The sequence below is a fragment of the Halorubrum salipaludis genome (assembly GCF_002286985.1).
GTDB lineage: Archaea > Halobacteriota > Halobacteria > Halobacteriales > Haloferacaceae > Halorubrum > Halorubrum salipaludis.
Genome location: NZ_NSKC01000001.1, coordinates 70940 through 96575, shown reverse-complemented (window position 1 = coordinate 96575; position 25636 = coordinate 70940). Strand labels below are relative to the sequence as shown.

The window sequence follows — 25636 nt, the reverse complement described above, 5'->3', positions numbered from 1 at the left end:
CCTACTCGGCCCGTGCAACTCGTCAGCGTCGCGGCGATCGCGGAGAACCGGGCGATCGGAAGGGACGGCGAGGTGCCGTGGCCGCACATCGAGGCCGACGTCCGACAGTACCGCGAGCGCGTCGCGGGCTCGCCCGTCGTCCTCGGCCGCCGCACCTTCGACTCGATGCGCGACGACCTTCCCGGCTCCCGGCAGATCGTCGTGAGCCGGAGCGTCGACGCCGTCGACGTCCCGACTGCGGTCGTCGTCGACGGCGTCGACTCGGCGATCGAACGCGCCGAGGAGATCGTCGGAGACGACCACGGCGACGGCGACACCCCCGTCTACGTCCTCGGCGGCGGAGCCATCTACGAGCTGTTCCAGCCCCACCTCGACCGGATGGTGCTCAGCCACGTGGCGGGGAGCTACGAGGGCGACACCTTCTACCCGGCGTGGGATCTGGAGGAGTGGGCCGTCGCCGACGAGACAGAGTTCGACCGGTTCACGCTCCGCGAGTGGGTCCGGCGCGGCGACGCGGCCTGACCGCGGTCAGGCGTCGCCGTCTGCGTCGGTGTGGCCCTCGTCGGCGTCGCCCTCGTCGCCGGCCCCACCGCCCCGGCGCAGCCGCCGCCTCACGACCAGTCCGACGACCAGCACGGTCGCGGCGGTCACGAGCCCGGAGACGAGCGCGCCGCGCGGGCTCGTCGTCCCCGTCGCCACCGTGGTCGCCGAGGCGCCGCCGCCCGCGAGCGCGGCGCCGCCGGCGATCCCGCCGAGCCCGATACAACAGAGGCTGAGCAGCCCGACGAGCGACAGCGATTCGACGATTCCGTCGCCGCTCACGGCGCATCACTCCCCGTTGCCGTCGCCGGAGTTGACACCGGCCGCGTCGTGGCCGGTTCCGTCTGTATCGACGCGCGTCGCGAACCCGAACCGCGGCTTGGCGTCGTCGACCTCGACGGTTACGGTCTCGCCCACGTCGGCGTCGGAGACGAACAGCGAGTACCCCTCGACGTACGCGATCCCGTCGCCCTCGTCGCCGCGCTCTTTGACCGTCACCTCGATCCGGTCGCCGGCTTCGACGGGGGCCGTGTTCAGCCCCCTGGCGACGAGGTACACCTCCGAGGAGGAGTCGCGCGAGGCGGGCGGCGAGACGGTCCGGATGTACTGGAACTCCTCGCGCACGTCCTCGCGGAAGGCGTCTAAGTCCTCGCCCTGGAACACCTTCACCACGAAGTCGCCGCCGGGCGCGAGCAGCTCCTCGGCCACGTCGAACGCCTGCCGCGCGAGGTGGACCGACCGGGCGTGATCGAGGGCGTACTCGCCGGTCATGTTCGGCGCCATGTCCGAGATCACCGCGTCAGCGCCGCGCTCGCCGACCGCCTCGCGCAGGTAGTGGCGGGTGCGCTCCTCGGTCATGTCGCCGCGGATCGTCTCCACGTCGTGCTCCTCGAGGTCGTCGATGCGCTGGAGGTCCACGCCGACGACGGTCCCCGACTCGCCGACCTCCTCGGCGGCGACCTGCAGCCAACCGCCGGGGGCGGCGCCGAGGTCGACGACGGTGTCGCCGCGGTCGAACAGGTCCGACTCCTCGTCGATCTGCTTCAGCTTGTAGGCCGACCGGGCGCGGTACCCCTGCTGTTTCGACTTGTTGTAGTACTCGTCTTTACCGCTCATGCGGGAACCACCGCGCCGCGTGGCGCTTCCGTTCGGCCGACCGCGGGCGAGATCGCGTTCATACCTGATCGAAGGGGGGCGACCCGGAAAGACGTGCCGGATCCCGGCGTGAACTCGGCATCGCCGGCCGGAACCGTAACCGACAGGGCGGCGTGCGAGGGCACGTCACTCATGCTCGCTGCGGCGGCCCGCACCTACTCGGCGGTCTTCGCTCCGGAACTGTTCGTCCTGCTCTGTGCGCTGCTGCTCGTCGGCTACGAGTGGCGCGGCGATCCCGACCGATCCCCGAGCGACCTCGCGCCGCGAGTCGGGGTCGTCGGGATCGGGTGGGCACTCGCGTTCGCCGTCTACGAGGGCGTGCCCCTGCTCGTCGACCTGCCCGCGTGGGGTTCCGATCTCACGGGAAGCGTCGGGTTGGGCGTCGGTCTCGGGATCATCTGGCTCGGGTGGCGGCTCGGCGGCTGGGGCGCTCTCGTCGAGGGGTTCGCCGCCCTGCTCGTGGCCGTCACGGTGCCGCACCTCCTGATCACCCCGTTCTGGGCCGTGTCGAGCCACGTCCTCTACGCGCTGGCGCCCGCGGGCTACCTCTTCGCGGTCGACCGGCGATTCGCTCCGCTGTTCGCCGCGGGGCTGGGGATGATCGCGGTCCGACCGCTCGCGGGGGCCCACACGTGGGGCGAGTCGGTCGGCGCGGCCTTCCTCGCCGGCGCGTTCCTGGTCGCGCTGCTTCGGTTCTCCCCGCCCGCGACGCGACCGGCCGCGGCGTGACCGCGGAGGCTCCGTCGGATCCCGGCCGCTCGGTCGGGGAGGGCGTCGCTCAGTGCCGACCGCCGTCGACGCGCCTGCGTCCTCGCAAGCGGTCGTCGCCGTCGCTATTTCGGTCGGTGACTTCGAACCCCAGATCGGCGTAGAAGAACTCCAGGTCGGCGTCGAACGCGGCGGTGACGGACTCGATCGCGGCGTCGCGCTCGGCGCGCCGGACCGCCGCGGCGACGAGCGCCGACCCGATCCCCCGCCCGCGACGCGCCCGCCTGACGGCGACGGCGTCGACGTGGAGTCGCTCCGGCTCCGGGCGCGTCGCGACCAGCGCGCCGACGACGGCGTCCATCCGTTTAAATCGGGCGACTAGAGCGTCGCCGGCGTCGGACGCGCTGTCGGCGTCGATCGCGGTGTCGACGGTCTCGGCGTCGGTCTCCAACATCGCGGCGTCGAGCACGCGGAGGATATCGAGGCGGTCGGTGGGGGCGGCGGGCTCGATCGCGAACCCCTCTGGAGCGGTCACGGACGACTCCCAGTCGCTCACGCGTTGCTTTCGGCCGATGTACCGTCGACCGACTCGCCGTTAGCCGACCCGCCGTCCGTCGACCCGCCCTTGATCAGCCGGAGGAGCCGGACCTCGTCGGCGTCGACGACGCGGTCGCCGGGGACCGGCGAGCCGTCGACCAGCGCCGACGCCTCCTGCGGGTGGTAGCCGGCCTCGCGGATGAGGTCGGCGTAGGTGGCGTCGTCGGGGAGGTCGTACTCGGCGGTCCCCTCGCCGACGATCTCGACGGTAACGTTCACGGGCGCCCCTCGGCGACGGTGACGTTCATGGCGAGCCTACCCGTCCAGCTCCTCGCGGAGCAGCCCGTTCACCTCGCCCGGGTCGGCGCTGCCGCCCGTCGCCTGCATCACCTGCCCGACGAGGAAGTTGATCGCGCCCTCGTCGCCGTCGTGGTAGTCGCTCACGGCGTCGGGGTTGTCGTCGATGGCGGCCGCGACGGCGGCCTCGACCTCGCCGGAGTCGGCGACACCGAGCCCCTCGCGGTCGATGACGGCGTCGGGGTCGTCGCCCTCGTCGAGCATCTCGCGGAGGACGACCTCCTCGGCGTTCTTGACGGTGAGCTCCTCGGCGGCGACCAGCTCGATCAGGCGCGTGAACTCGTCGAGCCGGTCCTCCACGTCCGTAATCTGCATCTCGCGGTAGTTGAGCTCGCCGAGCAGGTTGTCGGCGACCCACGTCGCGGCGAGGTCGGGGTCGAACGACTCGGCCACGTCCTCGAAGAAGTCGGCGACCGCCTTCGTCGAGGTGAGCTTCGAGGCGGACTCGCGGTCGAGCCCGTACTCCTCGCGGAAGCGCTCGCGGCGGGCGTCGGGCAGCTCCGGGATCGGAATCGACTCCTTCCAGTCCGACACCTCAAGCGCCGGGAGATCGGCCTCCCGGAAGTAGCGGTAGTCCTTCTCGGCCTCCTTCGAGCGCATCGAGACGGTGACGCCGCGCGCCTCGTCCCAGTGGCGGGTCTCCTGTTCGATCTCGCGGCCGCGCCGGAGCACGTTCTCCTGTCGGGTGACCTCGTACGCGAGCGCCTGCTCCGCGCCCTTGTGACTGGAGATGTTCTTCACCTCGGCGCGGTTCACGTCCGCGAGGGCGTCGTCCGTGATCGCCCCGTCGTCGACCTCGCTTTCGGGGACCAGAGAGACGTTGGCGTCGACGCGCAGGCTCCCGTCGCGGGTCGGGTCGAAGACGCCGAGGTACTCGAGGACCTCCTCCAGCTTCGCGAGGAACGCCCGCGTCTCGGCGGGGGACCGGAAGTCCGGTTCGGTGACGATCTCCATCAGGGGCGTCCCGGCGCGGTTGTAGTTCACGAGCGTGTGCGTCGCCGACTCGATGGAGCCGCCGGCGTGCTGGAGGCTCCCGGGGTCCTCCTCGAGGTGCGCCCGGGTGATCCCGATGGTGCGGTTCTCGTCGTCGACGCGGACCTCCAGCTCGCCGGACTGGCAGATCGGGGCGTCGTACTGGGTGAGCTGGAAGTTCTTCGGCAGGTCGGGGTAGTAGTAGTTCTTCCGGTGGAACGTCGTCGTCTCGGGGATGTCGGCGTCGATCGCCTTGCCGATCTTCACGGCGGCCTCGACGGCGCCCTCGTTGAGGACCGGCAGCGCGCCCGGCAGCCCGAGGCAGGTCGGGCACGTGCGCGTGTTCGGCTCCTCGTCCTCGGCGGGCTCCGTCGAGCAGCCGCAGAAGATCTTCGTGTCGGTCTCGAGCTGGACGTGGACCTCCAGCCCGATCACGACCGTCCGCTCCTCCGTCGCGGCCTGAGTGCTCATTACCGGTCCGTTTCGGGCGGGCCGCCTAAATCGTGTCGGGACCGATACGGGGATCACTCAGGTCGCGTCGGCGCGGATTCGGCGGTTCGCTTTCGCGGTTCTCGACGACACGTCGCTGACTGCGGAGCGACGGTGAAGGCCGCCAAAGCCCTCGTCGCGACGGCTCGAACGCGTTGCTGCGCTCCTCGCTCACTTCGTTCCCTGCGGTGCTTGCGGCAGCGTGCGCCCGCCTCGCAGCTGCCCCGTTGAGTTCCCACCCCGCCCTTATCAGGGCGTTCGACGGCACGCGCCGACCGCACGACACGACCCGCCGCGGCATCGTGGGAGCCGTAGTGACCACACGAACGTGCACATAGAAAAGCATTAGAACGGGCTCGATAACCACGTAAGTGAATGAGTCTGTCCGAGCCGGACCACGAGCTCGTCGTCGCGGAGCTCGGCCGGGACCCGACGGCGGCCGAGGCCGCGCTGTTCGAGAACCTCTGGAGCGAGCACTGCGCGTACCGCTCCTCGCGGCCCCTGCTGTCGGCGTTCGAGAGCGAGGGCGATCAGGTCGTCGTCGGCCCCGGTGACGACGCCGCGGTCCTCGCGCTGCCCGAGCCGGACGCCGCGGACGTTCCGGCCGCCGAGCGCGACGCCGACGACTACGGCGACCAGTACGTCACGTTCGGGGTCGAGAGCCACAACCACCCCTCCTTCGTCGACCCGTTCGACGGGGCCGCGACCGGCGTCGGCGGCATCGTCCGGGACACCATGTCGATGGGCGCGTACCCCATCGCCCTCCTCGACTCGCTGTACTTCGGCGGCTTCGACCGCGAGCGCTCGCGGTACCTCTTCGAGGGCGTCGTCGAGGGGATCTCCCACTACGGCAACTGCATCGGGGTCCCCACGGTCGGCGGCAGCGTCGCCTTCCACGGCGGCTACGAGGGGAACCCCCTCGTCAACGTCGCCTGCGTCGGCCTGACGAACGAGGACCGGCTCGTCACGGCCACGGCCCAAGAGCCCGGGAACAAGCTCGTCTTGGTCGGCAACGGCACCGGCCGCGACGGGCTCGGCGGCGCCTCCTTCGCGAGCGAGGACCTCGGCGAGGACGCCGAGACCGAGGACCGCCCCGCGGTGCAGGTGGGCGACCCCTACGCCGAAAAGCGGCTGATCGAGTGCAACGAGGCCCTCGTGGACGAGGACCTGGTCCTGTCGGCCCGCGACCTGGGCGCGGCGGGCCTCGGCGGCGCCTCCTCCGAACTGGTCGCGAAGGGCGGGCTCGGTGCCCGGATCGAGCTCGATCGGGTCCACCAGCGCGAGCCGAACATGAACGCGATGGAGATCCTGCTGGCGGAGAGTCAGGAGCGGATGTGCTACGAGGTCGCGCCCGAAGACGTCGACCGCGTCGCGGAACTGGCCGAGCGGTTCGACCTCGGCTGCTCCGTCATCGGCGAGGTGACCGACGGGAACTACGTCTGCGAGTTCGCTGGCGACGGGGACGGCGAGGACTCCGAGTCCGAGGTCGTCGTCGACGCGCCCGCCGAGTTCCTCGCAGACGGCGCCCCGATGAACGACCTCCCGAGCGAACCGCCGACGCAGCCCGACCGGGACCTCCCGGACCCCGAGCCGTCCCTCGACGAGGCGGTCGAGGCGGTCGTCTCCGCGCCCTCGACCGCGAGCAAGCGCTGGGTGTACCGCCAGTACGACCACGAGGTCGGCGTCCGCACCGCGATGAAGCCCGGCGACGACGCCGCGATCATGGCGATCCGGGAGACCGAAGCGGAGTCCGAGTCCGCCTCCGAATCCGACGGCGTCGGCCTCGCGCTCTCCTCCGGGGCGAACCCGAACTGGACCGAGACCGCCCCCTACGAGGGCGCCCGCGCCGTCGCCCTCGAGAACGCGACCAACCTCGCCGCGAAGGGCGCGATCCCCCTCGCGGCGGTCGACTGCCTCAACGGCGGGAACCCGGAGAAGCCCGACGTGTACGGCGGCTTCAAGGGGATCGTCGACGGGCTCGCCGACGCCTGCGCCGACCTCGACGCGCCGGTCGTCGGCGGCAACGTCTCGCTGTACAACGACAGCGTCGAGGGGCCGATCCCGCCGACGCCGACGCTCGCGCTGATCGGCACCCGGAAGGGATACGACGCGCCGCCCGCCGCCCTCGACGCCGACCGCGCCGAGGACTCGGAACTCCTGCTGGTCGGCGCCGGCGGGGCCGACGGCGGCGCGCTCGGCGGCTCCGAGTACCTTGCACAGGCGGGCGGGAGCGACCGCTTCCCGAGCCTGCCCGTCGCGGCCGGCGCGGCCAGCGAGTCCGGCGACGCCGGGAGCCTCGCCGACCGCGTCGCGTCGCTCGCGGCGGTCGCGCGCCACGAGTCGACGCTCGCGACCCACGACGTGAGCGACGGCGGGCTCGCGGTCGCGCTCGCGGAGCTGGTGACCGACGAGGCCGGCGCCGACGTGACCCTCCCCGATCGCGTCGCCGCCTTCGAGGAGACGCCCGGCCGGCTCGTCGTCCAGACGACCGATCCCGAGGCGGTCGCCGAGGCCGCTGGCGATCTGCCCGTCCTCCGGCTCGGCGACGTGACGACCGACGGGACGCTCTCGCTCGCGGTCGGCGACGATGCGGTCGCGCTCGACGCCGACGCCATCCGGGAGCTCCGGGGCGTCATCGAGCGCGAGCTCGCCTGACGCTCGCCGAGGACCCCTCGTCCGTATTTCAGCCGCGCGAGAGCGAGCGATACGCTTTTAGGTTTTCCTAAAATAGGTAGCCTCAGTTACGGGACGCCGGCCGGACCGGCGCCCGACACACCGATGGCTCACACGCAACCAGTCGAACGGACGCAGTCGGCCCGAGACGCGAGCGAGTCGCCCGCAGAGGCGAACGAATCTCCCGCCGACGCGGCCGAGTCGCCCGCCGACACGTCGGCGGACCCCGTGTTGTCGCTGTCGGACGTGACGAAGGAGTTCGGCCCGGAGACCGCCGTCGACGGCGTCTCTCTCGACGTCAAACCCGGAGAGCTTCTCACCTTCCTCGGCCCGTCCGGCTGCGGGAAGACGACGACGCTCCGGACGATCGCCGGGCTGGAGGAGCCGACCGAGGGCGAGATCGCGCTCGGCGGCGAGACCGTCGCCGGCGGCGGCGCGTTCGTCCCGCCCGAGGGGCGCGACGTGGGGATCGTCTTCCAGAACTTCGCGCTGTTCCCCCACCTCACCGTCCGGGAGAACATCGCGTTCGGGCTCGACGGCGACGCGGACGCGAACGCCGCCCGCGTCGACGAGCTGCTCGACCTCGTCGACCTGCCCGAACACGGCGGGAAGACGCCGGACCAGCTCTCCGGCGGGCAGAAACAGCGCGTCGCGCTCGCGCGGTCGCTCGCGCCGGAGCCCGAGGTGCTCCTCTTAGACGAGCCGTTCTCGAACCTCGACGTGCGGCTCCGCGTCGAGATGCGCGAGGAGGTCCGTCGGATCCTGAAGGAGGCCGGCGTCACCGCCGTCTCCGTCACCCACGACCAGGAGGAGGCGCTCTCCATCTCCGACCGCGTCGCCGTGATGAACGACGGGACGATCGAGCAGGTCGGTCGCCCCGAGTCCGTCTTCGAGCGCCCCGAGTCGAAGTTCGTCGCTTCCTTCCTCGGACGGGCGTCGTTCCTCGAAGGGCACCTCCGCGACGGAAAGGTCGAGACCGGGATCGGCCGGTTCGACGCCGTCACGCTGGAGGGGTACGACACCGTCTACGACGGCGCGCCCGTCGATGTCCTGGTGCGGCCCGACGACCTCCGGGCCAGCCCCGCGAGCGCCGAGCAGGCCGACGGGACCATCGTCTCGCGGCAGTACGTGGGCCCCTCCTTCATCTACCGGGTCGAGCTCGACTCCGGAGAGGTCGTCCACTGCCTCCACAACCACGTCGAGGAGTTCGACCTCGACGAGGCGGTGCGCCTCGAGCTCACCGCCGCGCACCCGCTGGCCTGGTACCCGCGGTAAGCGAGTCGCTGCGTGCGGTCGGGTCTTTTAAACAGCGAGCGTCGGCGTCGCTCAGAACGTGAAGAGGAACGGGATGACGTACGCGACGAGCAGGCCGACGAGCGTGACGGCCGCGCCGATGCCGACCTCGCGACTGCCGAACGCCTGCATGGGAGCGGTCACGCGCTTGTCCGGGTCGGGTTCGTGAGAGTGGTCGTCCATGCTCGAGGGTTGTGCGGAGGCACAGAAGGGCATCTGAACGGAGCGATCGGCGGGTTCGGGAGCGAGAACACGTCCGGCCTCCGCTCGAATGCACATTTATGTAACCGCGCACGTAATACAGACGTATGTCTGAAACGGGTGTAAACGACAACGGCATCGACGATCCGGAGACGACGACGATCAACATCCGGGTCACCGAACGACAGTTGGCGGAGATCGACGCGGTCTGGAAGGAGGAGGGCTACACGTCTCGGAGCGAGTTCCTTCGACACGCGATCCGCGACGCGACGGCTCACCCCGGTGCGTCACGCGACATGCTCGCGAGCATCGCGGCCGAGGAGCACGCGATGCGGAAGGGCGAGCACGATGCCGTCTCCCGCGAGGAAGTCATCGAGATGATCGATGACGAGGAGTGACGACTGGACGTGGGAGCTCCGGCCGCCTGCCGCTCGGGCGTTCGAGGACCTCGACGGTACGATACAGCGGCGCATCGTCTCGAAGCTCGACGACATCGTGACCGACGAGTGGCGAACTCCGCCCGAATATATCGAACCACTCTCCGGCGTTCCGCACGGCAAGATCCGTATCGGCGACTTTCGGTTGGGGGCCGCAGCCGACCGCAACCGGGGAGTCGTGGTTATCTACGATATCGAACACCGGTCGGGTGCGTACCGACCGGGCGACGATTGAACGCCAACTCGAACGCGATGAGCAACTCCGGAACCGCTGAGGAAAACGCGACCAAAGCCGACGACGACCCCGAGCGACCGCCGCGCTACGATCAGGTGATCCGGTGGGCCGAGTATATAACGAATCAGCCGCCCGAAGTGTGGGGACCGCAGCAGAACGCGGTCGTGAACGGCCAGGTCGACAGCGCGCGCGCTGTCGACGTGTCGGCCGAAGACCGGAAGCGTATCCGGGCGTTCGCGGACGCGGAGCTCCGGGAGTCGGACGAGAACGACGGCTGATTCAAGTCGCTTCGAGCGGGACCGCACCCGCGAGCGTCGGCATCGCTCAGAACGTGAACAGGAACGGGATGACGTACGCGACGAGCAGGCCGACGAGCGTGACGGCCGCGCCGATGCCGACCTCGCGGCTGCCGAACGACTGCATGGGAGCGGTCACGCGCTTGTCCGGATCGGGCTCGTGGGAGTGGTCGTCCATGTCCGGACGTGTGGCCGGGTGATACATAAGGGCATCTGAACGGGACGGCTGGCACGGAGTTGACGGCGTACTCGGTCTCAGTCTCCGAGCGATTCCAGCTTGCCGACGATCTTCGTGTACACGTCGGGCGCCACGTACCAGCCGTGATCGATCATCGCGTCGATCGTCTTTCGACCCTCGGCCGTCGACAGCGCCCCGTCCCTCACGGCGGCGAGGACGAAATACGCGGTTCCCCGGGTCTCGACGCCCTCGACCTCGGCCGCGGAGCGACCCGCCGATTCGTCCATCACGGCGACGGCGTCGCGCGCGGCCGCACAGGCGAGGACCGCCACGTTGGCGTCGCTCAACCCCGGATGCCGCGCGAGCCGTGTCGCAACGGGGGAGTCGTCGGTGTCGACAGCGACGACCTCAAGGAGGCCGCCCTCCACGGCGCGCTCGATCCGACGCGCGTCGTCGTACCCCTGCTCGACGCCCGTCGTCACGACCTCGCGGTGGACGGCTTCCGGGACGAGTCGCGGCTCGTCCAGCGCCTCGATCACGTCGAGCCGGTCCGCTTTCGCGAGGTAGATCAGCGGGGTCGCGTCGAACACCCAGCTCACAGTTCGTCGAGGTCGGCTTCGAGATGGTCGGCGGCGACCCACGCGGCGTCGGTGTCCTCAACGAGGTCGGCGAACTCCCAGACGGAGCAGTCCGCGAACTCGGCGGCCGCCGAAAGCGACAGGCCACCGTCGACGAACCGGTCGAGCGCCCGCTCCCGTCGCCACGCTTCGAGTCCCTCCGCGAGGAGCTTGCGGACCGCCGTACTCCGGTCGAGGCGTTCCTCGTCGAGGTACGCCTCGAGCTCGGCTTCGAGGTCTTCGGGGACCCGAGTGGAGATCGTGCCCATGTTGTTTGCTATGTATATATTCTATACAAGAGTTTCGGCGGTGTGAGACGACGCCGTCGATCCCTAGCCGGTGGACGACGATCGACCGCCGAGTGCTCAGGTGCGCTTCTCGAGATACTCTGCGATCACGACTAGGAAGTCTTCAGAGAACCAGTAAATATCATACTGGTAATTAAATTCCTTAATTCAAACAAAAGATAGACTCCGATAGTAAACCGACTGATAAAATATGTCAGTGTTTGGAATATTCGAACCCTGGCTTACGCCGCTTTCAGTTTGAACTGACTGTGAGTGTTCCCGACATGTCCTCAGCAGCATAGTCTTCCACGCCAAGGGTCGACACAACAAAACTCACGTATAGTGTGTCACCAGGTGCTACGTCTGTGAATTCTGCGCTATCTTCCGTCTGGGTTCCCTCAATCTCGATCGCGTCTCTGGGACCCCAACCAAACTCTAATCCAAATCCGAGATATCCTGCGACTTCTTCGCTTGACGCGTCGAACGACACAGAGATATCACGATTCTCAGTGGACTGGTTGGTTATGGCGAATGCGTACCCCCACGAACTCATCGTAGTACTGTGGATCGTACCACCATTACCTCCCGAGTTAGAATCAAAAACAGCCTCAGAATCCACCTGACCATCATTATCACCGAGATGAGTATGGTGGAAAGATCCAACTACATACTGAGAATTGACATTAACTCCGTTCCCGTCTCCGCCTGAGAAATCGATGGACAGTTGACCGTTGTTCTCGCTTACGACACCACCTTGGTTCCCAGATTCAAGTGAGACGAGACGGTCGTGTTAACTTAAGCATCGGTTCCAGCAGACGGCGAAGGCTCGGAGCCATGATTCTGCCGCCGTCGGCTCCGCATTTCTAAACGTATTTGAAAATGAAGAAGTTCGTCGTTTTATTTCTCGAAAGACACGTTCGACGGCATTCCGATTTCCATGGCGAGTGATTTGAAATCGAAGTGAGGTTCGTGAGAGTGCTGCTGTGAGGTGTCCGCCAGCATCAACGAGAAATAGCGCGTCCTCAACGTGGTGTTTCTCTCTGAGATCGCGGAGAAACACCAGCGTAAATTGTTGATTTTGGACGGGGAATACGTCAACGTGAAGGAATTCGTTTGTCTGAGGATCGACGGCGGCATACAGCCAGTATCTGTCCGAATCGATCTGAATCGCAGTCTCATCAACCGCAACGCGATTCGGGCTCGTACCGTCAACTGGCTGTAAATCGGCCTTTTGAATCCAGTTGTGAATTGCTGTTCGACTCCGCTCGACACCCAACCTTTCAAGATATTGTTTGGTATTCGAAAGTGATAGTCCAGCAAGGTGGAGTTGAATACCGGTTTCAATGATCTCGTGGGGTGTCCGCTCACGCTCCACAAACTCCAAGTCGATCCAATCAGTAGAGCCGCCGAGGCGGTTGGATTCGGACATAGAGCATTCGAAACACCGACCGCCTCGTTCTTAACTTAACATCGCTCTATGGGACGTATCCCATATTGTTATGAGTCGGCATACGCACTTCTGGAGAGAACTGAAATCTGTCTGGGACAACCCTTCATTAATTTAGGCTCCCCTTACAAGCTTCAATTGACTCCTTCGGCGACAAATCGCACTCATCGGTGACAGGGCTTCGGATCCAAGTCGCGGACTCGGTTCAAAATAGCGATCGACGGCACGGCTACCGGGAAGTCACTCCGACACCGATCCCACCGAACCTCCCCACTACAACCGACTATTCACAGTCTGGCGGACTGTCTACGGGCACACCGGGACCTTGCTTGGGCGCGTGGAAAGAACACGTGCTCTCGTTCCACCCGGGATGCTGATAGATATCGCCGCCCACCTCGACGGCGACGACCCAACCGGAGAGGTTCTCGTTGCTGTTCGGCTCTACCTTAACGGTCTCCGCCGACGCAAGCGAATCCTGTTTTTCTTGTTTCGTCGGGCTTCCGTTCGGAATCGAATACACGTCGACCTCGATGGTGTCACTGTTCTCGGGCTGTCCCTCGACGTTGATGGTCCCCTTACCGTTGTAATGAACGACGGTGGACGTCTTCGTGATTTGGAAACGACGAGTCGCTGTGTCGCCGAAGACCTCCGCGGCCACACCGGTTCCCTTGATTTTGACTGTGACGGCGACTTTGATCCCGTCGTCGGGATATTCCGTCGGTTCTGCAGTGACCGTCGCGGAATCCCCCGGCTCGAAATTCTCCTCCGGCACGTTTGGCTCGGCGAAGTAATCCGCACCCTCATCGATGACAGCGTCGACGAACTCTATCTTTTGAGTGAACTGGTTCGTCACGGTTACCAGATCGACTGTGCCATCACCGTTCAGATCGTCTGGGAGTGTCCGATCTTCCGACCGGTACCCCACAAACGCGTTTTTATCCTCCACCACATCCATCGAAACCCCGCGCTCCGCGGTCGCGCTCGAGAAGGCGCCGGTCCCGGTGCTCAGCGCCGCCGATCCGCCGCCGCCGAGCAGGAGGATGAGGGTGCGTCGTTTCATGTGGTGAGTGGGACCGACTATCGCTTACTGCCGGAGACCACGTGTCGTGTACTTAAGGTTATTCGGCGTCGGAAGCGGGTATGGCGATGCCTGAAACCCCGTGTCATCGGTCTGAACCTCCCCGGTCGATACCCTGAGCCGCGTTTCGTCGGCACTCCGGCCGTCGCGGACCGCGACCGGCGGCGTCACTCGCCGCCCACTTCCGGCGGCTCCGCTCCCCGTCCGACCTTCATCTCGGCGGTGTAGTACTTGTGCGCCATCGCGGAGAACGCGAACGCGACGACGATCGCCAGCGTCCACGCCATCTCGGGCAGGAGGACGAACGGCCACGCGCCGAGCCACACCGCGCCGACGAGCGCGACGGCGACCCCGGAGAGCCCGAGGTAGTAGTCGCTCCACGGGATCTCCCTCCCCTCGACCACGTCCATGTACACGTCCACGTCGGTCAGGGCGGGCGTCGGCTCGACGACGCCGCGGTCCTTGTTGAACTCGACGACCCCCGCGTCGTCCATCTTCGGCAGGTGGGACTGCTGGAGCGCGGTGTACACGCGCTTGCGCTCGTTGCCGGTGATCTCCGCGGTGTCGATCCCGTTTTCCCACGCCGCGATCTGTTCCGCCATGTCGCCGATGGCGACCGAGTCGTCCGTCTCCCGCTTCAGCAGATGCACCGCGAACCGCCGCCGCTGGTTCGCCAGTACGTCGAAGAGCTCGTCCTCAGAGATATCTGTCGCCGGTTCGGCCCCTCCCCCGTCAACCTGTTGTACCGACGCCATTTCTGTCTGACACATATGAACAGTCCAACATAAATCCCATGGTTGTGATGAGTGGTTACCGTTTATCGCCGTTCAAAAATCGGACCTCCGTGTCGCCAAAATTGGCCGTATAACCGGCTTTTGACGGGTAATTCGACTGTATCACCTCGTTGTTCTCGGTACCGATATTGAGACCTACTGTCGGTCCCCGGTGAATACCCATCACGTTTCGTATGTCTTCAGGCATCGGATCGGTTGCTTCAGGCCGACCGTGAGCGCCCGGATCAGGGCTGGAAACCCGCTCTCGTCTTCGACCCGAACGTTCGATGGGGTGGATCGTCGATCGGGCGCGTTCGTCCCGGCTCCGGGTCGGGTCCGGGTCGGGTCCGTGGTTTCAAGCACCGTATAACCAAACCCCTTCGCCCGCAACTGCGCGTAGATAACGCCATGTCCACCGCCCGCCACACCGCGGCCCTCGTTCTGGTCCTCGTCGCCGCGGGGTCGTTCGCCTTCGCCACGGGTGCGGCGGTGATCGGGGGCCCGGCCGACACGATCGCCGAGGACCGCCTCGCGGTCCAACCGGCCGACGGCCCGAGCGGGAACTACGCCTACCTGAACGACGACGACGAGATCGTCGTCGACGTGTCGGCGTCGAACCCGAACCTCCCGGCCGACTTCGAGGGGGTCAATGCCGACTCGCTCGCGTCGGCGGACGGCGTGTTCACGGTCACGTACACGGCCGACGAGCACGCGCGCGTCTGGATCGAGCACGACGACGGGTCGGTGACGTTCACGGCCGACGGCGACCCGATCGAGGGGCGGGCCAACAACGTCACCCTCGGTCCGAACGAGACGGTCGCGGTGGGGCTCGACATCGACGCGCGCGGCGAGGTCGCCGGGACCCGGCTCGGCGCCGACGAGTTCTCTATCCGGGCGGAGCTCGCGGAGCCCGAGGCGGCCCCGTCCGCCTCGGCGTCGACCGGAGGCTCCGGCCCGATCACGACGGTCACCGCGCCGAGCGACGACCGCCGCGAGTTCGCCGCGAGCGAGATCGACCGCGACGACACGGTCCGCTTCGAGGCCGACGGAATGTTCCTCGACGGAGCGAACGTCACCCTCGACCGACTCGACCTGGAGGGCGTCGAGACCGATAGCGTCGAACTGAGCGCGGCCGGGAGTCCCGAACCCTTCGAGGACGGGAGCGCGCTCGACGCGCCGACGACGCCCCGATCGATCGCGTACCTCTCGGTGGAACACGACTTCGACCCGGACGAGGTCGACGCGATGACGATCCGGTTCAGCGCCTCGCGGGAGGCGCTCGACGACGCCGGGATCGACCCGGAGAACGTGACGCTCTACCGCCGGAGCGAGGCGGGCGACTGGACCGAGAAGGACGCGAGCGTCGTCGGCGAGGACGCGGTTCGAATTCTGGGGCTCCCCGAGGACCGCGTGCACTTCCGGGCGACCACGGAGGAGTTCTCCACGTTCGCGGTCGCGGAGCGCGTCCCGCGGCTCGACGTGACGGAGGCGGCGGTCGAGCCCGAGGCGATCGACCCCGGCGAGGAGGCGACCGTCCGGGCGACCGTGGCGAACGGCGGCGGCGCCGGCGGCGAGCGAACGGTGACGCTGACGGCCGACGGCGAGCCGGTCGCGAACGAGACGGTCGCCCTTGCGCCGAACGAGACCGCGACCGTCGCGCTCACGGCCGCGTTCGAGACCGCGGGCGAGTACGACCTCGCGGTCTCCGGGACGGACGCGGGGACCCTGCTCGTCGGGGACCCGGCGGGCGGTGACGGGGAGGGGGACGACGACACGCAGGACGCGACCGCCGGCGAGAACACCGGCGGGTCCGGCGGGTCTGGCGGGTCCGGCGCGGGACCGGTCGAGGAGCCGGGTGGCATCGACCTCGTCGAGCTCGGGGGGCTGCTCGCGCTCGTCGCGCTCGTCGCCGCCGGGGTGGCCCTCGTCCGTCGGATGCCTCGGTCGTGATCCGGGACCGCCGGGCGATGGTCGTGACCCGAGACCGCCCGGTGATCGGCGTTCGCCTCGCGACCAGAGCTCGTCGACAGGTCTTAATCGCTGGTCCGCGACCGTCGGAGCGTGACGGCCCCCTCGAACGCGCGGAGCGACGGAACCGCGGACCGGAACGCCGACGACGGGTTCCGCCGCGAGCTGCTCGCGCGGGTCCGGCTCGCGGACCTGCTCGTGCTCGCGTCGGTGCCCGCGGTCCTCGGCGCCGTCTTCGCGCTCCCCGAGGCGACGCGCCGGTCGCTGGCGTTCGCGTACACCGACCCGACGGTGCGGACCGCCTTCACCGCCCACTACGTCCACCTCGACCCGGGTCACCTCGCCGGCAACGTCGCGGGGTACTGCCTCCTCGCCGGGGTCGGCTACGCGCTCGCGGTGTTGGCCGGCTACCGGCGGTTCTTCCTGGTCGCGCTCGCGACGTTCCTCCTCGCGTTCCCCTTCGCGCTCTCGGCGCTGAACCTCGCCGTCCCCCGGAACGCGATCGGCTTCGGCTTCTCCGGAGTCAACATGGCGCTCGCGGGACTGCTCCCGCTCCTGATCGGGGTCTACGCCCGCGAGCGGTTCTTCCCGGGCGCCTCGATCCGCGCGCTTCCCGCCGCCTTCTTCCCGCTCGTCGGCTGGATGGCGCTGCTGGCGCTGCCGGTCGCCCCGGGGAGCCTCGACGGCCCCGGGCTCGCCGGGCTCGCGACGGCCGTCGCCGGGCTCCTGCTCGGGCTGCTGTACGCGTCGAGCACCGGGATCCGGATCCGGAGCGCGGTCCGCGGGGGCGTCCGCGCCGCGGTCTCGAACCCGGGATACGGCGACCTGTTCGCGGTCGGCGTCGCCCTGACGGTCGGCTACCCGGTGGTCGGATTCCCGGGCGACGCGACGGGGACGGGCAGCGTGGTGAACCTGTACGTCCACCTGCTCGGCTTCTGTCTGGCATTCATCGGACCGTTCGCCCTGCTCGCGGCCGGGGCGTTCGAGGAGTGACGGTCCCTCGGCGCCCCCGCCGCTCGTCGTCGCCCTCACCCCCGTCATCGCCCGTCGCCGCCTGCGCCGAACCACGAATTTATAACGTATCGATGACATTCTCGGGTGACGACCGATCGACGGATCGATCGGTGACCGCGGGTCGCCGACCGACGACGGACCGCGTCGCTCGACCGCCGAGACACGACCCATGTCACTCAAACGCACCCTCTCGATAACGCTGCAGATCGCCGCCGTGCTCGTCGTCGCCTCGCTGGTCGTGGGGCAGTACCTCGGGCAGCCGGTGCTCCTGAGCTACGTCGAGACGGGCAGCATGCAGCCCGTCCTCAGTCCGGGCGACGGGTTCGTCGCGATCCCCGCACCGATCGCCGGCGGGATCGGCGTCGGCGACGTGGTGACCTTCGACGCCCAAGAGATACAGGGCGGCGGGCTGACGACCCACCGCGTCGTCGAGGAGACGGAGCGGGGATACGTCACACGTGGCGACAACAACCCGTTCACGGACCAGGACGGCGGCGAACCCGTCGTACAGGAGGCCGATGTGGTCGCGAAGGCGCTGCAGGTCGGCGGGGAGGTCGTCGTCATCCCCCACTTGGGGACCGTCGCGATGGGGTTCCAGTCGGCGCTCGACGCCGTCCAGACGCGGCTGGCGGTCGCGCTCGGGATCCGGTCGCTACAGGGCACGCAGGGGCTCGCGTACATCCTCTTCGCGCTCTCCGGAGTCGCGTACGCGGTCGACTGGTACCTCGACAGCGGGAGCCGCGAGGCGCGAGAGCGCGACCGCTCTCGGGACGACGGCACCTCGGTGTTCGCCATCGTCGGCGTGCTCGCGCTGGTGTTGATGGCGACCGCGACCGCCGCGATGGTCGTCCCGGGCGGGACCCAGGAGTACGGCGTCGTGAGCGCCGAGTTCGAGTCGGAGAACCCGACCGTCATCGAGCGCGGCACGAGCCAGGAGCTGGAGTACGTCGTCCCGAACGCCGGGCTGGTGCCGGTGTACGCGTACGTCACCCCCCAGAGCCCGGGCGTCGACGTCGCCCCCGAGCGCGTCGCCGTCGGCGGACGGAGCGAGGCGTCGACGACGGTGACGCTCACCGCGCCCGACGAGACCGGCTACTACCGGTTGTTCGTCGCCGAACACCGGTACCTCGCCGTGTTGCCGCCCGGCGTGATCGACGAGCTGTACGGGGTCCATCCGTGGGCCCCGCTGGTCGCGATCAACGGGCTCCTCGGCGGCGGCATCGTCGGGCTCGGGCTGCTGCTGCTCCGCGGCGAGCCCGCGCGGATACGCTCCCGCGAATCGCGCGCCAAACCGCCGCTGTACCGCCGCGTCCTCCGCGAGATCTACAGGTGACCGAATGAGCGAGACTCCCCCCAGCGAAACCCGGCTCCGCCTTCGGGCGGTACTGAACGCACAGTTCACCGTGATCCTCGCCGTCTGTCTCGTCGCCGCGGCGGTCGGCGGCGGACTCGTCTACACGACCCACGTCGACCCGGGGACCGAGACCGAGACCCGGACCGTCTCGTCGCTGACCGTCGAGACCGAGTACGTCCACTCCGCCGAGGTGACGGAGCCGAACCCCGTGTTCGACACCGGAACGGTGCTCGACGGCCGGAACACCTACTTCACCCAGGTCGCGCCCGTGCTCGACGTCGACGTGCAGACGAGCTACGCGGCCGACGCCGCGAGCGACGTGGACGTCTCCTTCGAGTCGGTGCTCGTCATCCGGAACGTCGGGGGTGAGGGCGGGACCGTCTACTGGGACGAGCGGGAGACGCTGGCGACGGAGACGGTCTCGGGCGTCGAGCCCGGCGAGACGGCGACCGCGTCGTTCGCGCTCAACAGCTCCGAGGTCGACGCGACGGCGAGCGAGATCGAGTCGGATCTCGGCGCCTCGCCCGGCGAGACGGAGGCGTTCGTCACGACCGCCGTGACCGTCGAGGGGACGATCAACGGCGAGCCGACCTCGTACGCGCGGACGATCGACATGACGCTCGATCACGGCGGCGACACGTACACTGTCTCGGAGCCGGGGGTCCAGTCGGACACGACGGAACAGACCGAGCCGGTCACCGTCGAGCGGAGCTACGGGCCCCTCCGCTCCGCGGGCGGGCCGCTGCTGTTCCTCGCGGGGCTCGCCGGGGCCGGCGGACTGGCGTACGCGCGCCGCGAGGTCGACCTCGCGCTCACGCCGGCCGAACGCGAGTACCTCTCGTACCGGGACGACCGCGCCGAGTTCGCGGAGTGGATCACGGCGATCCGGCTCCCCGCGTCGGTCCACGAGCGTCCCGAGGCGGAGGCGTCGACGCTCCGCGACCTGGTCGACTTCGCGATCGACAACGACACCGGGGTCGTCGAGGATCCGGCGACGGGGGCGTTCCACGCCGTGACCGACGAGTTCGTGTTCACGTACACGCCCCCGGCGCTCGCCGGCGAGACCGAGGCGGAGAGAGACGCGGCCGGCGGGGACGCGGTCGCGGGCGCCGCGGGCGCAGTCGTCGGGGAGGAGGAGACCGCCGAGGACGGGGCGCCCGGCGACGGGGCGACCGCCGGAGACGGCGTGCCGGGCGGCTCCGCGGCGATCGACGACGACGTGTCCCGCGCCGGCAAGTGGACGCGGGCCGGCCACGACCCGGGGACCGTCCCCGCAGACCGGCTGCCCCCCGCGGAGCCGGCCGGCGCGCCCCCGGTGCCCGACGAGGAGGACGCGTGGGTCGACGCCGACGTGAGTCCGACGCTGTCGTCCGACGGTCGCGCTCCCGACGAGGGCGAGTCCGAGTCGCCGGACGAGACGGACTGACGCCTCGCTTCCGTCGCCCGTCTCTCCCGATCGCTTTTCCGCCTTCCCGGTTCCGACTACAGGAACGACGGCCCCGGGATGTCGGCGTCCTCCGCCTCGCGCCAGGAGTGCGCGGGCTCCCAGCCGAGCAGTCGCTTCGCCTTCGAGCAGTCGAAGACGGACTCGTCGCCCGCGAGGTCGCAGTCGTCGGGGAGCTCGCCGCGGACCGCCTCGATCGCGGCGGCCGTGTCGCGCCCGAGGAAGTTCTCCGCCGCGACGACGAGCACCGCCTCGTGGCCCTCGATCGGGGGTTCGGGAGCGTCCGGTGCGATCGCGGCCTCGACGGCGGCGACGAGGTCGCGCACGTCGACGTACGACCAGCAGTTCCCGCTCGGCTCGGCGGTCTCCGGATCGAACGCCTCCCGGGCAGTGCGGGTCTCACCGGATCCGGGGTAGGTCACCCACGACGCCCGCAGCGAGACGGCGGAGACGCCGTACCGGCGGGCGACCCGTGCCGCGACCTCCTCGCCGACGACCTTCGAGAGGCCGTAGGGGTCCTCCGGCTGGGTCGGGGTCGCCTCGTCGATCGGGAGAGCGTCCGGGAGCCAGTCGTCCTCGGCGAAGACGGTCCCGTAGAGGCTCTCGCTCGACGCCCACGCGATCCGCGCGCCGACTGCACCCGCGGCGTCGAGGACGTTGTAGGTGCTGACAACGTTGTTCTCGAAGACGCGCGAGCCGGCGTGGCTCTCGGGGTCCGGGATCGCCGCGAGGTGGACCACGGCGTCCGGGTCGGCGGCCTCGACGAGCTGTCGCGTCTCGCCGTAATCGGTCAGGTCCGCGGCCTTGAACGCGGCGTTCTCGCGGGTCCCCGGCGGCGTCCGCCGGTCGACGCCGACGACCTCGTGGCCGGCGTCGGCGAAGTGGTCGACGGTCCAGCTCCCGACGCCGCCGCAACTGCCCGTGACGAGGATGGTCGCCATACGAGGGCGGTCGGCGAGCGTCGCACGTCACTCCGGCGATCCGGCGTGCCGGGGACGCCGCGACCGGCCGGCGGCGAAGGGTCGGGAAAGTAACCTACTTGAGTGCGGGCGGGCAACCGTCGAGTGCAGTCCCGTGGTGTAGTGGCCAATCATAATGGCCTTTGGAGGGAATCCGTCCGCGTTCGCGGTCGAGACGCGATCACGGTTCGTCTCTTCGGAGACGCCCGTCGGATGCCCGAAGTCAGCCATTGACGGCGGTTCGAATCCGCCCGGGACTATGTACTCGGAGTCCAGAGTCCTCACACGCCGGCGTCTGCGCTCTCCAGTCGGAGATCCAGCCGATCTCGATGCCCTCCACCCACTCGCGGTCGTGGTACCGGAAGAACTTCGGGAACGCCTTCCTGTAGTTCCGGAGCGTTCACTCCGCCATCTCGCGGTCGCGCTATGGCACCGCGTTGGTCACAATCACGGCAACTCGGGCGATTATTGGGCTACCGTACCGCCTCCGGAATCCAACCTGTTGGAGTGTTGCCTGTGAGGAGATCCTGCGCAGAAATGTGGGTAACCTGGCCACCGGCTGGAGAAGCGTCGTTTACCTCGACGGCATCCGTTATCAGCAGCCCCAGCATCTCAGTGTCTCGCTCGGACAGATACCCGCAATCGGCTTTCTGTACGAATTCCATGTACTTCAGCAGCTCTTCGAGCCCTCGAGTGAACGTCTGTTGCCTATCACTGTACTTTATTTCGCCGAGAACGATCGCTCCAGGTGTGCCCTTAGCTTCCCCATCGTAGACCTCGATCACAAGGTCAGGCCGCCCGTGGAACAGCGAGGGTTCGGTACTATTGTCAAGAAATGCCTTGGTCAGCTGCTGGTGCTGGTTCTGGGCGTTTCTGACGCGTTTGGCGTAGTCTGCCTCTATCCCGTCGAGTTCGGATAGTGGAACGTGGAAGGAAAGGCTCCCACTTCGATCGTGATAGACGTTGACAGTGTGATTCTCGTCCTGGAGGACGGCTAACTGGCTGCTTCCCGTCTCAATGGGTTGGAGCTGGAACGCCTGCGATCGAAGCCCGCGCAGCAGCCGGAATACACAGAAGAGTTCGAAGAGTCGCGGGAGGCGTTCGGGGACCACGAGCGTGTCCGATAGCAGTTCCGAGATGTCTGGGTCTTCGTAGGCTCCAGTCAGTAAGCGCTGGTACCGATCATAAAGGGTGAACGCATCGGTGTACAGCGCCTGTCGCGACCGTCGCGCTGTGTTGAGCATCCGTGGTGTGACGCGGATGTCGGCTCCGTTACGGATACGGCTCAAGTGGACGTTCCTGCCGTATGTCCGGTCGAACGCTGCGATCTGTTCGTCTGACCAGGCATCTGTTCGCCAGTCGTACTCGATTGCAGCGATGTCCTCGTCGACAGTAGAGTGGATCGTCCAAAGCAGCTTCTTGAGGACGAGGTTCTGGTCGATGTTATACTCTGTATACGGCGTCTTGCAGGCGAATTTTGTTCGGTCGCCGGATTGATCGGCGTATCGGAGCCGTGTCGTCGCCGGCCAGTCGACCGCGCCACGGACTTCCCCCCGAGTGATCTCGCGCTCGCGCTGGTTTGCGGTCTTGACACGCCGGAGTCGTTCCTGAAGCTGCGCTGCGAACTCGACGACGTCGTCGCTGAGACAGAAATGGATCCGTTTGAGCCGATCGAGGTTTTCAATGTTCAGGTCGGTTATGTCGAGCCACCGCGCGACGGCCCGATCGTTGACCGTCCCGTTCCGTAGATATGTGACTAGCTCCTGTTGGACGCCATCGACCAGCGCTTGTCGCCCCAGCTTATTCATCGGTGCGCGGTGGGAGGTCGAAGAAGTCTTCGGCTTTTCGCTCGAGTCGATCCCCGTCCAAGGTGAGATCAATCGGCCCCGATTCAGTCTGAACGCCGGTCGCGGTCAGGGAGTCGACGAGGCTGCGCTGTGCCTGTGGGGCCATTCCTTCGAGCTGCGGGAACACCAGCGCCACGACTGCGTCAGTGAGTGCCGGACCGGGGTCAGTGGGCACGTCTGGGCCCGCCGCCGTGAGGTACCCCAGGATATCACGAACAATGGACGGGCCGATTGTCTGGTGCTGGTTCACTTTGTGCCAGACCACGGCGGTCTGTTTGTGTGCCGTCTCCAGTACGTCTCGTAGTGACTCGTCAGCCTCGATCCACGCTGTTGCATAGTTCTCGTCTTCGTTCGGGTCCAACAGTGAGGTCCGAACTTGTCCGTCCTTTTCGAGCGGAGGAACTCCGACGTGGACGAAATTGAAGCGGCGCATAAACGCGTACGAGAGCTCGTAGAGCGACGTTTTGTCGTAGGTGTTCATCGTAGCCAGGAGACGCCACGACGGCGTGACTGGGAAGATATCTGGGGTTGTAACGATTGACTCCAGGCGTTCTTCCGAGGTGGACTCATCGAGTGACGCGATTTCGACCGGTTTATCACGTTCGTACGGGAGTTGGACTGTGTCACCTGAGAGCACTGAAAACAGCTGCCCGAACGCCTTGTCGATGTCGGAGCGGTTGATCTCGTCGATCACCAGCCACTCGTTCCTGATTTCTCCATCTCGCCGGAAGCAGTCCAGAAAGATTCGCGGCTGGAACACCAGCTCATCCCCCTCTGCTGTTCGGTTCGGTACGTATCCACCAATAGTATCGAAGGTCGTCCATTCGGCTGTCGCCGTGGTGAACCGATAATCGTCCACGAGTTCCCCTTGGGTAGCCACAACTCGCTCGCAGACGTGTTTTGCCAACTTCGTCTTTCCCGTTCCGGGTGGTCCGGTGAAGATAATGTGCTTTCCAGAGTTTAGCGATGCCTGTATCTGCCGTTGAAGCTCGTCTTCGGACTCGTAATAAAGCTCGTCGGGCAGATCAACTGAGACTGAAAGACGGGCTAACCGTTCACGGAGGGATTCGATCCGGTCCTCGAGCGGGTTCTCGTGCCGAAGCGCCTTGAATGCCTCTTCGGAAAGCGAGAAGATCGCTCCCCGTCCGTTTGTTCGGACAACCGTAGTGTCGGCCAATTCCGGCATGGACTCGACCGTGCTCCAGTCTAACGGCTCAATCGACCCATCGTAGCGAATAGTGACGCCTTCGACTGGCTCCTCATGGCTTTCAGTCTGCTCTGTGTGTAACCCCTCGACAACAGTCCCTTCTCCAACGATAGCGCTGGTTGGCGCTGACGCATAGAACAGCACGGGGTCACCCGCCCCAGCAGCCTCGAAGGCCTCCTGTTGGTTTCGAGGGGCCCCCGCTTCGCTGAATGCAGTGTAGAAGATCTCCTCGCCTTCGGTCATCGACTGAACGTCCCACTGTCGGTGGTTAGAGGTCACCCAGTAGTGGTTCGGCCCTCCCGCCTCAGCGAGCCGTAGTAGTGTAGTGTAAGCATCCTCGGAAAGCTCGGTGACCACGTACGGGTTGTTTGACTCGACGACGGGGTTGCCTTCGAGTTGTGGAAGACGTGTAATGTCGTCCCATTCGACCCCTTCGAGTGATCGATCCCAAGTGATCGTGATACCCTCGGCTGGGCCGTCGTATGATTCGACATACTCCTCGTGGAGCCCCTCTGTGACTCGCGCTTTTCCGACGATTGCTTGTCTTGGGGCGTTTCGGTACACGAGGACCTGATCGCCGGGCCGCGCTTGCTCGTAGGCCTCGATATTGCGCCGTTCCGTCCCGTCGGCCTGGGTTGTTTTATAAAACGCCTCGCCGCCTTCTTGATACCATCCTGTACTGGCGGAGTTAATCCAGAAGTACTGCGCTGTCTCCGGCTCGTCTATCATTTCCTTATTCAGCCAGTAAAGACATAGACGCTCGATATCCCACAGGTGGATCTCGTCGCCGGTATGAGTCTCAATAGCATCGCGAATTTCCTCGTTCAGTTTCCAGAACTCGATGTAGTCCTCGGCGTAATCACCACCTGGCTCCCAGATATCGAGATTTGAAAGCGCATCCCGGATTGACTTGTAGTATATAGGGTACGTGTCAGGCTCTTGCAGTTGCCAAAAGTACGAGAGGAAATACGGGATAGAGCCAGCATGCGGTGCCTTCTGGACGTTGTCTATCCTAGAGCGAATATCTTCGACCCGTCGCTCTAGTCTCCGTATTTTCTCACCGGCAGCGTCTTTATTTTCAGGTGCGATCAGAAGCTCTCTGAGTAGTGCCGGCAGTTCCGGCTCGTGGTCGGGTTCTGCTGTTGAAATGAGCATATTTAGAAACATCCCACCGCTTGTACCGCTGAACCCCCAGAGCCGGTTACTTGCCTCCGCGCTCACCATTTCACTCCTGAACGTTTTGAGGTCTATCTCGCGGTCAAGAAACCGATTAAGAATGTCAATTCGCGTGGGAAGCTGCTCTCGACGCTTCGAATTCTGTTCCCCGTGGTCGTGAACCGTTCCATCAGAACTTGCATAGCGAAACTCGGCGTCAGCATACGAATCCCACACCCGGATTATCTCCTCGGGCTTGTCGAGGGCCATAGTCGAAAATGTGTTAGTACCCTGATTAAATTGCGGGTGCTGATCAGATTGTGGATAGCAGACAAAATGCGCGGATCACGTCGAGGATAGATATTCGATTTTTGCTCACCAGGAGAATGTGAGTTTAGTGACTGAGATACCGCTT

At 66.6% G+C, this 25636-nt stretch carries 27 protein-coding genes and 1 tRNA gene; 12 read left to right on the top strand and 16 right to left on the bottom strand.

Annotation, left to right across the window (positions count from 1 at the left end; genetic code table 11):
• Positions 1-12: 12 nt before the first annotated feature.
• Positions 13-522 carry a dihydrofolate reductase gene (locus CK500_RS00455; RefSeq protein WP_095635299.1) on the top strand — a complete coding sequence of 170 codons (510 nt, stop codon included), beginning with the start codon at positions 13-15 and terminating at the stop codon, positions 520-522.
• 6 nt (positions 523-528) lie between these two features.
• On the opposite strand, the gene CK500_RS00450 is transcribed toward CK500_RS00455, so the two are convergent.
• Together CK500_RS00450 and CK500_RS00445 are read right to left on the bottom strand one after the other, a co-directional pair.
• Positions 529-822 carry a hypothetical protein gene (locus tag CK500_RS00450; RefSeq protein ID WP_095635298.1) on the bottom strand — a complete coding sequence of 98 codons (294 nt, stop codon included), beginning with the start codon at positions 820-822 and terminating at the stop codon, positions 529-531.
• A 6-nt stretch (positions 823-828) separates the two neighbouring features.
• Complete coding sequence (locus CK500_RS00445; protein WP_095635297.1) at positions 829-1656, bottom strand: 23S rRNA (uridine(2552)-2'-O)-methyltransferase; 828 nt, start codon at positions 1654-1656, stop codon at positions 829-831.
• Positions 1657-1827: 171 nt separating this feature from the next.
• On the opposite strand from CK500_RS00445, the gene CK500_RS00440 reads away from it, so the two are divergent.
• A complete protein-coding gene (locus tag CK500_RS00440) occupies positions 1828-2424 on the top strand; it encodes a hypothetical protein (RefSeq protein ID WP_095635296.1) in 597 nt (198 codons plus the stop codon).
• 49 nt (positions 2425-2473) lie between these two features.
• Here the strand turns inward: CK500_RS00440 and CK500_RS00435 are convergent, their stop codons facing one another.
• From CK500_RS00435 to gatB, 3 genes are read right to left on the bottom strand one after another with little or no spacing between them, the layout of a single operon-like run.
• Positions 2474-2959, bottom strand: a complete 486-nt coding sequence (locus tag CK500_RS00435) for a GNAT family N-acetyltransferase (RefSeq protein WP_233138636.1) — start codon at positions 2957-2959, stop codon at positions 2474-2476.
• A complete protein-coding gene (samp2, locus tag CK500_RS00430) occupies positions 2956-3219 on the bottom strand; it encodes a ubiquitin-like small modifier protein SAMP2 (RefSeq protein ID WP_095635295.1) in 264 nt (87 codons plus the stop codon). The genes CK500_RS00435 and samp2 overlap by 4 nt, the downstream gene beginning before the upstream one ends.
• A gap of 36 nt (positions 3220-3255) precedes the next feature.
• Complete coding sequence (gene gatB, locus CK500_RS00425) at positions 3256-4740, bottom strand: Asp-tRNA(Asn)/Glu-tRNA(Gln) amidotransferase subunit GatB (protein WP_095635294.1); 1485 nt, start codon at positions 4738-4740, stop codon at positions 3256-3258.
• Between the two features lie 393 nt (positions 4741-5133).
• Here gatB and purL point away from each other — a divergent pair, with 393 nt between their 5' ends.
• Together purL and CK500_RS00415 are read left to right on the top strand one after the other, a co-directional pair.
• The gene (gene purL / locus CK500_RS00420) at positions 5134-7413 is read left to right on the top strand and encodes a phosphoribosylformylglycinamidine synthase subunit PurL (protein ID WP_095635293.1); all 2280 of its coding nucleotides are present in this window, start codon (positions 5134-5136) and stop codon (positions 7411-7413) included.
• 123 nt (positions 7414-7536) lie between these two features.
• Entirely contained in the window at positions 7537-8706 is a 1170-nt protein-coding gene (locus CK500_RS00415; RefSeq protein ID WP_095635292.1) for an ABC transporter ATP-binding protein, read from the top strand.
• A 51-nt stretch (positions 8707-8757) separates the two neighbouring features.
• Here the strand turns inward: CK500_RS00415 and CK500_RS17260 are convergent, their stop codons facing one another.
• Positions 8758-8907: a DUF7550 family protein gene (locus tag CK500_RS17260; protein WP_198951472.1), complete on the bottom strand. Its 150-nt coding sequence runs from the start codon at positions 8905-8907 to the stop codon at positions 8758-8760.
• A 125-nt stretch (positions 8908-9032) separates the two neighbouring features.
• Between CK500_RS17260 and CK500_RS00410 the strand changes: the two genes are divergently transcribed.
• Genes CK500_RS00410 through CK500_RS00400 form a run of 3 tightly spaced genes read left to right on the top strand, consistent with a single transcriptional unit; the run spans position 9033 to position 9875 of the window.
• Positions 9033-9323 carry a ribbon-helix-helix domain-containing protein gene (locus CK500_RS00410; protein ID WP_095635291.1) on the top strand — a complete coding sequence of 97 codons (291 nt, stop codon included), beginning with the start codon at positions 9033-9035 and terminating at the stop codon, positions 9321-9323.
• Positions 9310-9597 carry a type II toxin-antitoxin system RelE family toxin gene (locus tag CK500_RS00405; protein WP_095635290.1) on the top strand — a complete coding sequence of 96 codons (288 nt, stop codon included), beginning with the start codon at positions 9310-9312 and terminating at the stop codon, positions 9595-9597. Before CK500_RS00410 ends, CK500_RS00405 begins: the two co-directional genes overlap by 14 nt.
• A gap of 17 nt (positions 9598-9614) precedes the next feature.
• Positions 9615-9875, top strand: a complete 261-nt coding sequence (locus tag CK500_RS00400) for a hypothetical protein (protein ID WP_198951471.1) — start codon at positions 9615-9617, stop codon at positions 9873-9875.
• Positions 9876-9921: 46 nt separating this feature from the next.
• On the opposite strand, the gene CK500_RS17255 is transcribed toward CK500_RS00400, so the two are convergent.
• The 7 genes from CK500_RS17255 to CK500_RS00375 form a co-directional block, all read right to left on the bottom strand.
• Positions 9922-10071, bottom strand: coding sequence for a DUF7550 family protein (locus tag CK500_RS17255; RefSeq protein WP_198951470.1), 150 nt, complete (start codon positions 10069-10071; stop codon positions 9922-9924).
• A 77-nt stretch (positions 10072-10148) separates the two neighbouring features.
• Positions 10149-10670, bottom strand: coding sequence for a DUF3368 domain-containing protein (locus tag CK500_RS00395; protein WP_095635289.1), 522 nt, complete (start codon positions 10668-10670; stop codon positions 10149-10151).
• Positions 10667-10957 carry a UPF0175 family protein gene (locus CK500_RS00390; protein WP_095635288.1) on the bottom strand — a complete coding sequence of 97 codons (291 nt, stop codon included), beginning with the start codon at positions 10955-10957 and terminating at the stop codon, positions 10667-10669. Before CK500_RS00390 ends, CK500_RS00395 begins: the two co-directional genes overlap by 4 nt.
• 271 nt (positions 10958-11228) lie before the next feature.
• Positions 11229-11465, bottom strand: coding sequence for a hypothetical protein (locus CK500_RS16685; protein ID WP_143421483.1), 237 nt, complete (start codon positions 11463-11465; stop codon positions 11229-11231).
• A 300-nt stretch (positions 11466-11765) separates the two neighbouring features.
• Entirely contained in the window at positions 11766-12404 is a 639-nt protein-coding gene (locus CK500_RS00385) for an IS6 family transposase (RefSeq protein ID WP_095635287.1), read from the bottom strand.
• A gap of 301 nt (positions 12405-12705) precedes the next feature.
• On the bottom strand, positions 12706-13482 hold the full coding sequence (locus CK500_RS00380; RefSeq protein ID WP_095635286.1) for a hypothetical protein: 777 nt from the start codon (positions 13480-13482) through the stop codon (positions 12706-12708).
• A gap of 185 nt (positions 13483-13667) precedes the next feature.
• A complete protein-coding gene (locus tag CK500_RS00375) occupies positions 13668-14255 on the bottom strand; it encodes a DUF7344 domain-containing protein (RefSeq protein ID WP_095635285.1) in 588 nt (195 codons plus the stop codon).
• A gap of 426 nt (positions 14256-14681) precedes the next feature.
• On the opposite strand from CK500_RS00375, the gene CK500_RS00370 reads away from it, so the two are divergent.
• The 4 genes from CK500_RS00370 (at position 14682) to CK500_RS00355 (ending at position 20035) form a co-directional block, all read left to right on the top strand.
• The gene (locus CK500_RS00370; RefSeq protein WP_095635284.1) at positions 14682-16223 is read left to right on the top strand and encodes a CARDB domain-containing protein; all 1542 of its coding nucleotides are present in this window, start codon (positions 14682-14684) and stop codon (positions 16221-16223) included.
• Positions 16224-16334: 111 nt separating this feature from the next.
• Positions 16335-17234: a hypothetical protein gene (locus tag CK500_RS00365; protein ID WP_095635283.1), complete on the top strand. Its 900-nt coding sequence runs from the start codon at positions 16335-16337 to the stop codon at positions 17232-17234.
• 190 nt (positions 17235-17424) lie between these two features.
• Positions 17425-18588 (top strand): signal peptidase I, encoded by a 1164-nt coding sequence (locus tag CK500_RS00360; protein WP_095635282.1) that lies wholly within the window; start codon positions 17425-17427, stop codon positions 18586-18588.
• Positions 18589-18592: 4 nt separating this feature from the next.
• Positions 18593-20035: a DUF5305 domain-containing protein gene (locus CK500_RS00355; RefSeq protein ID WP_233138631.1), complete on the top strand. Its 1443-nt coding sequence runs from the start codon at positions 18593-18595 to the stop codon at positions 20033-20035.
• A 56-nt stretch (positions 20036-20091) separates the two neighbouring features.
• Here the strand turns inward: CK500_RS00355 and CK500_RS00350 are convergent, their stop codons facing one another.
• On the bottom strand, positions 20092-20994 hold the full coding sequence (locus CK500_RS00350; protein ID WP_095635281.1) for an NAD-dependent epimerase/dehydratase family protein: 903 nt from the start codon (positions 20992-20994) through the stop codon (positions 20092-20094).
• A gap of 127 nt (positions 20995-21121) precedes the next feature.
• Between CK500_RS00350 and CK500_RS00345 the strand changes: the two genes are divergently transcribed.
• Positions 21122-21272, top strand: a tRNA-Gln gene (locus CK500_RS00345).
• A 213-nt stretch (positions 21273-21485) separates the two neighbouring features.
• Here CK500_RS00345 and CK500_RS00340 read toward each other — a convergent pair.
• Both CK500_RS00340 and CK500_RS00335 read right to left on the bottom strand, forming a co-directional pair.
• Positions 21486-22820: a hypothetical protein gene (locus CK500_RS00340; RefSeq protein ID WP_095635280.1), complete on the bottom strand. Its 1335-nt coding sequence runs from the start codon at positions 22818-22820 to the stop codon at positions 21486-21488.
• Positions 22813-25491 (bottom strand): AAA family ATPase, encoded by a 2679-nt coding sequence (locus CK500_RS00335; RefSeq protein WP_095635279.1) that lies wholly within the window; start codon positions 25489-25491, stop codon positions 22813-22815. The genes CK500_RS00340 and CK500_RS00335 overlap by 8 nt, the downstream gene beginning before the upstream one ends.
• Positions 25492-25636 lie beyond the last annotated feature (145 nt).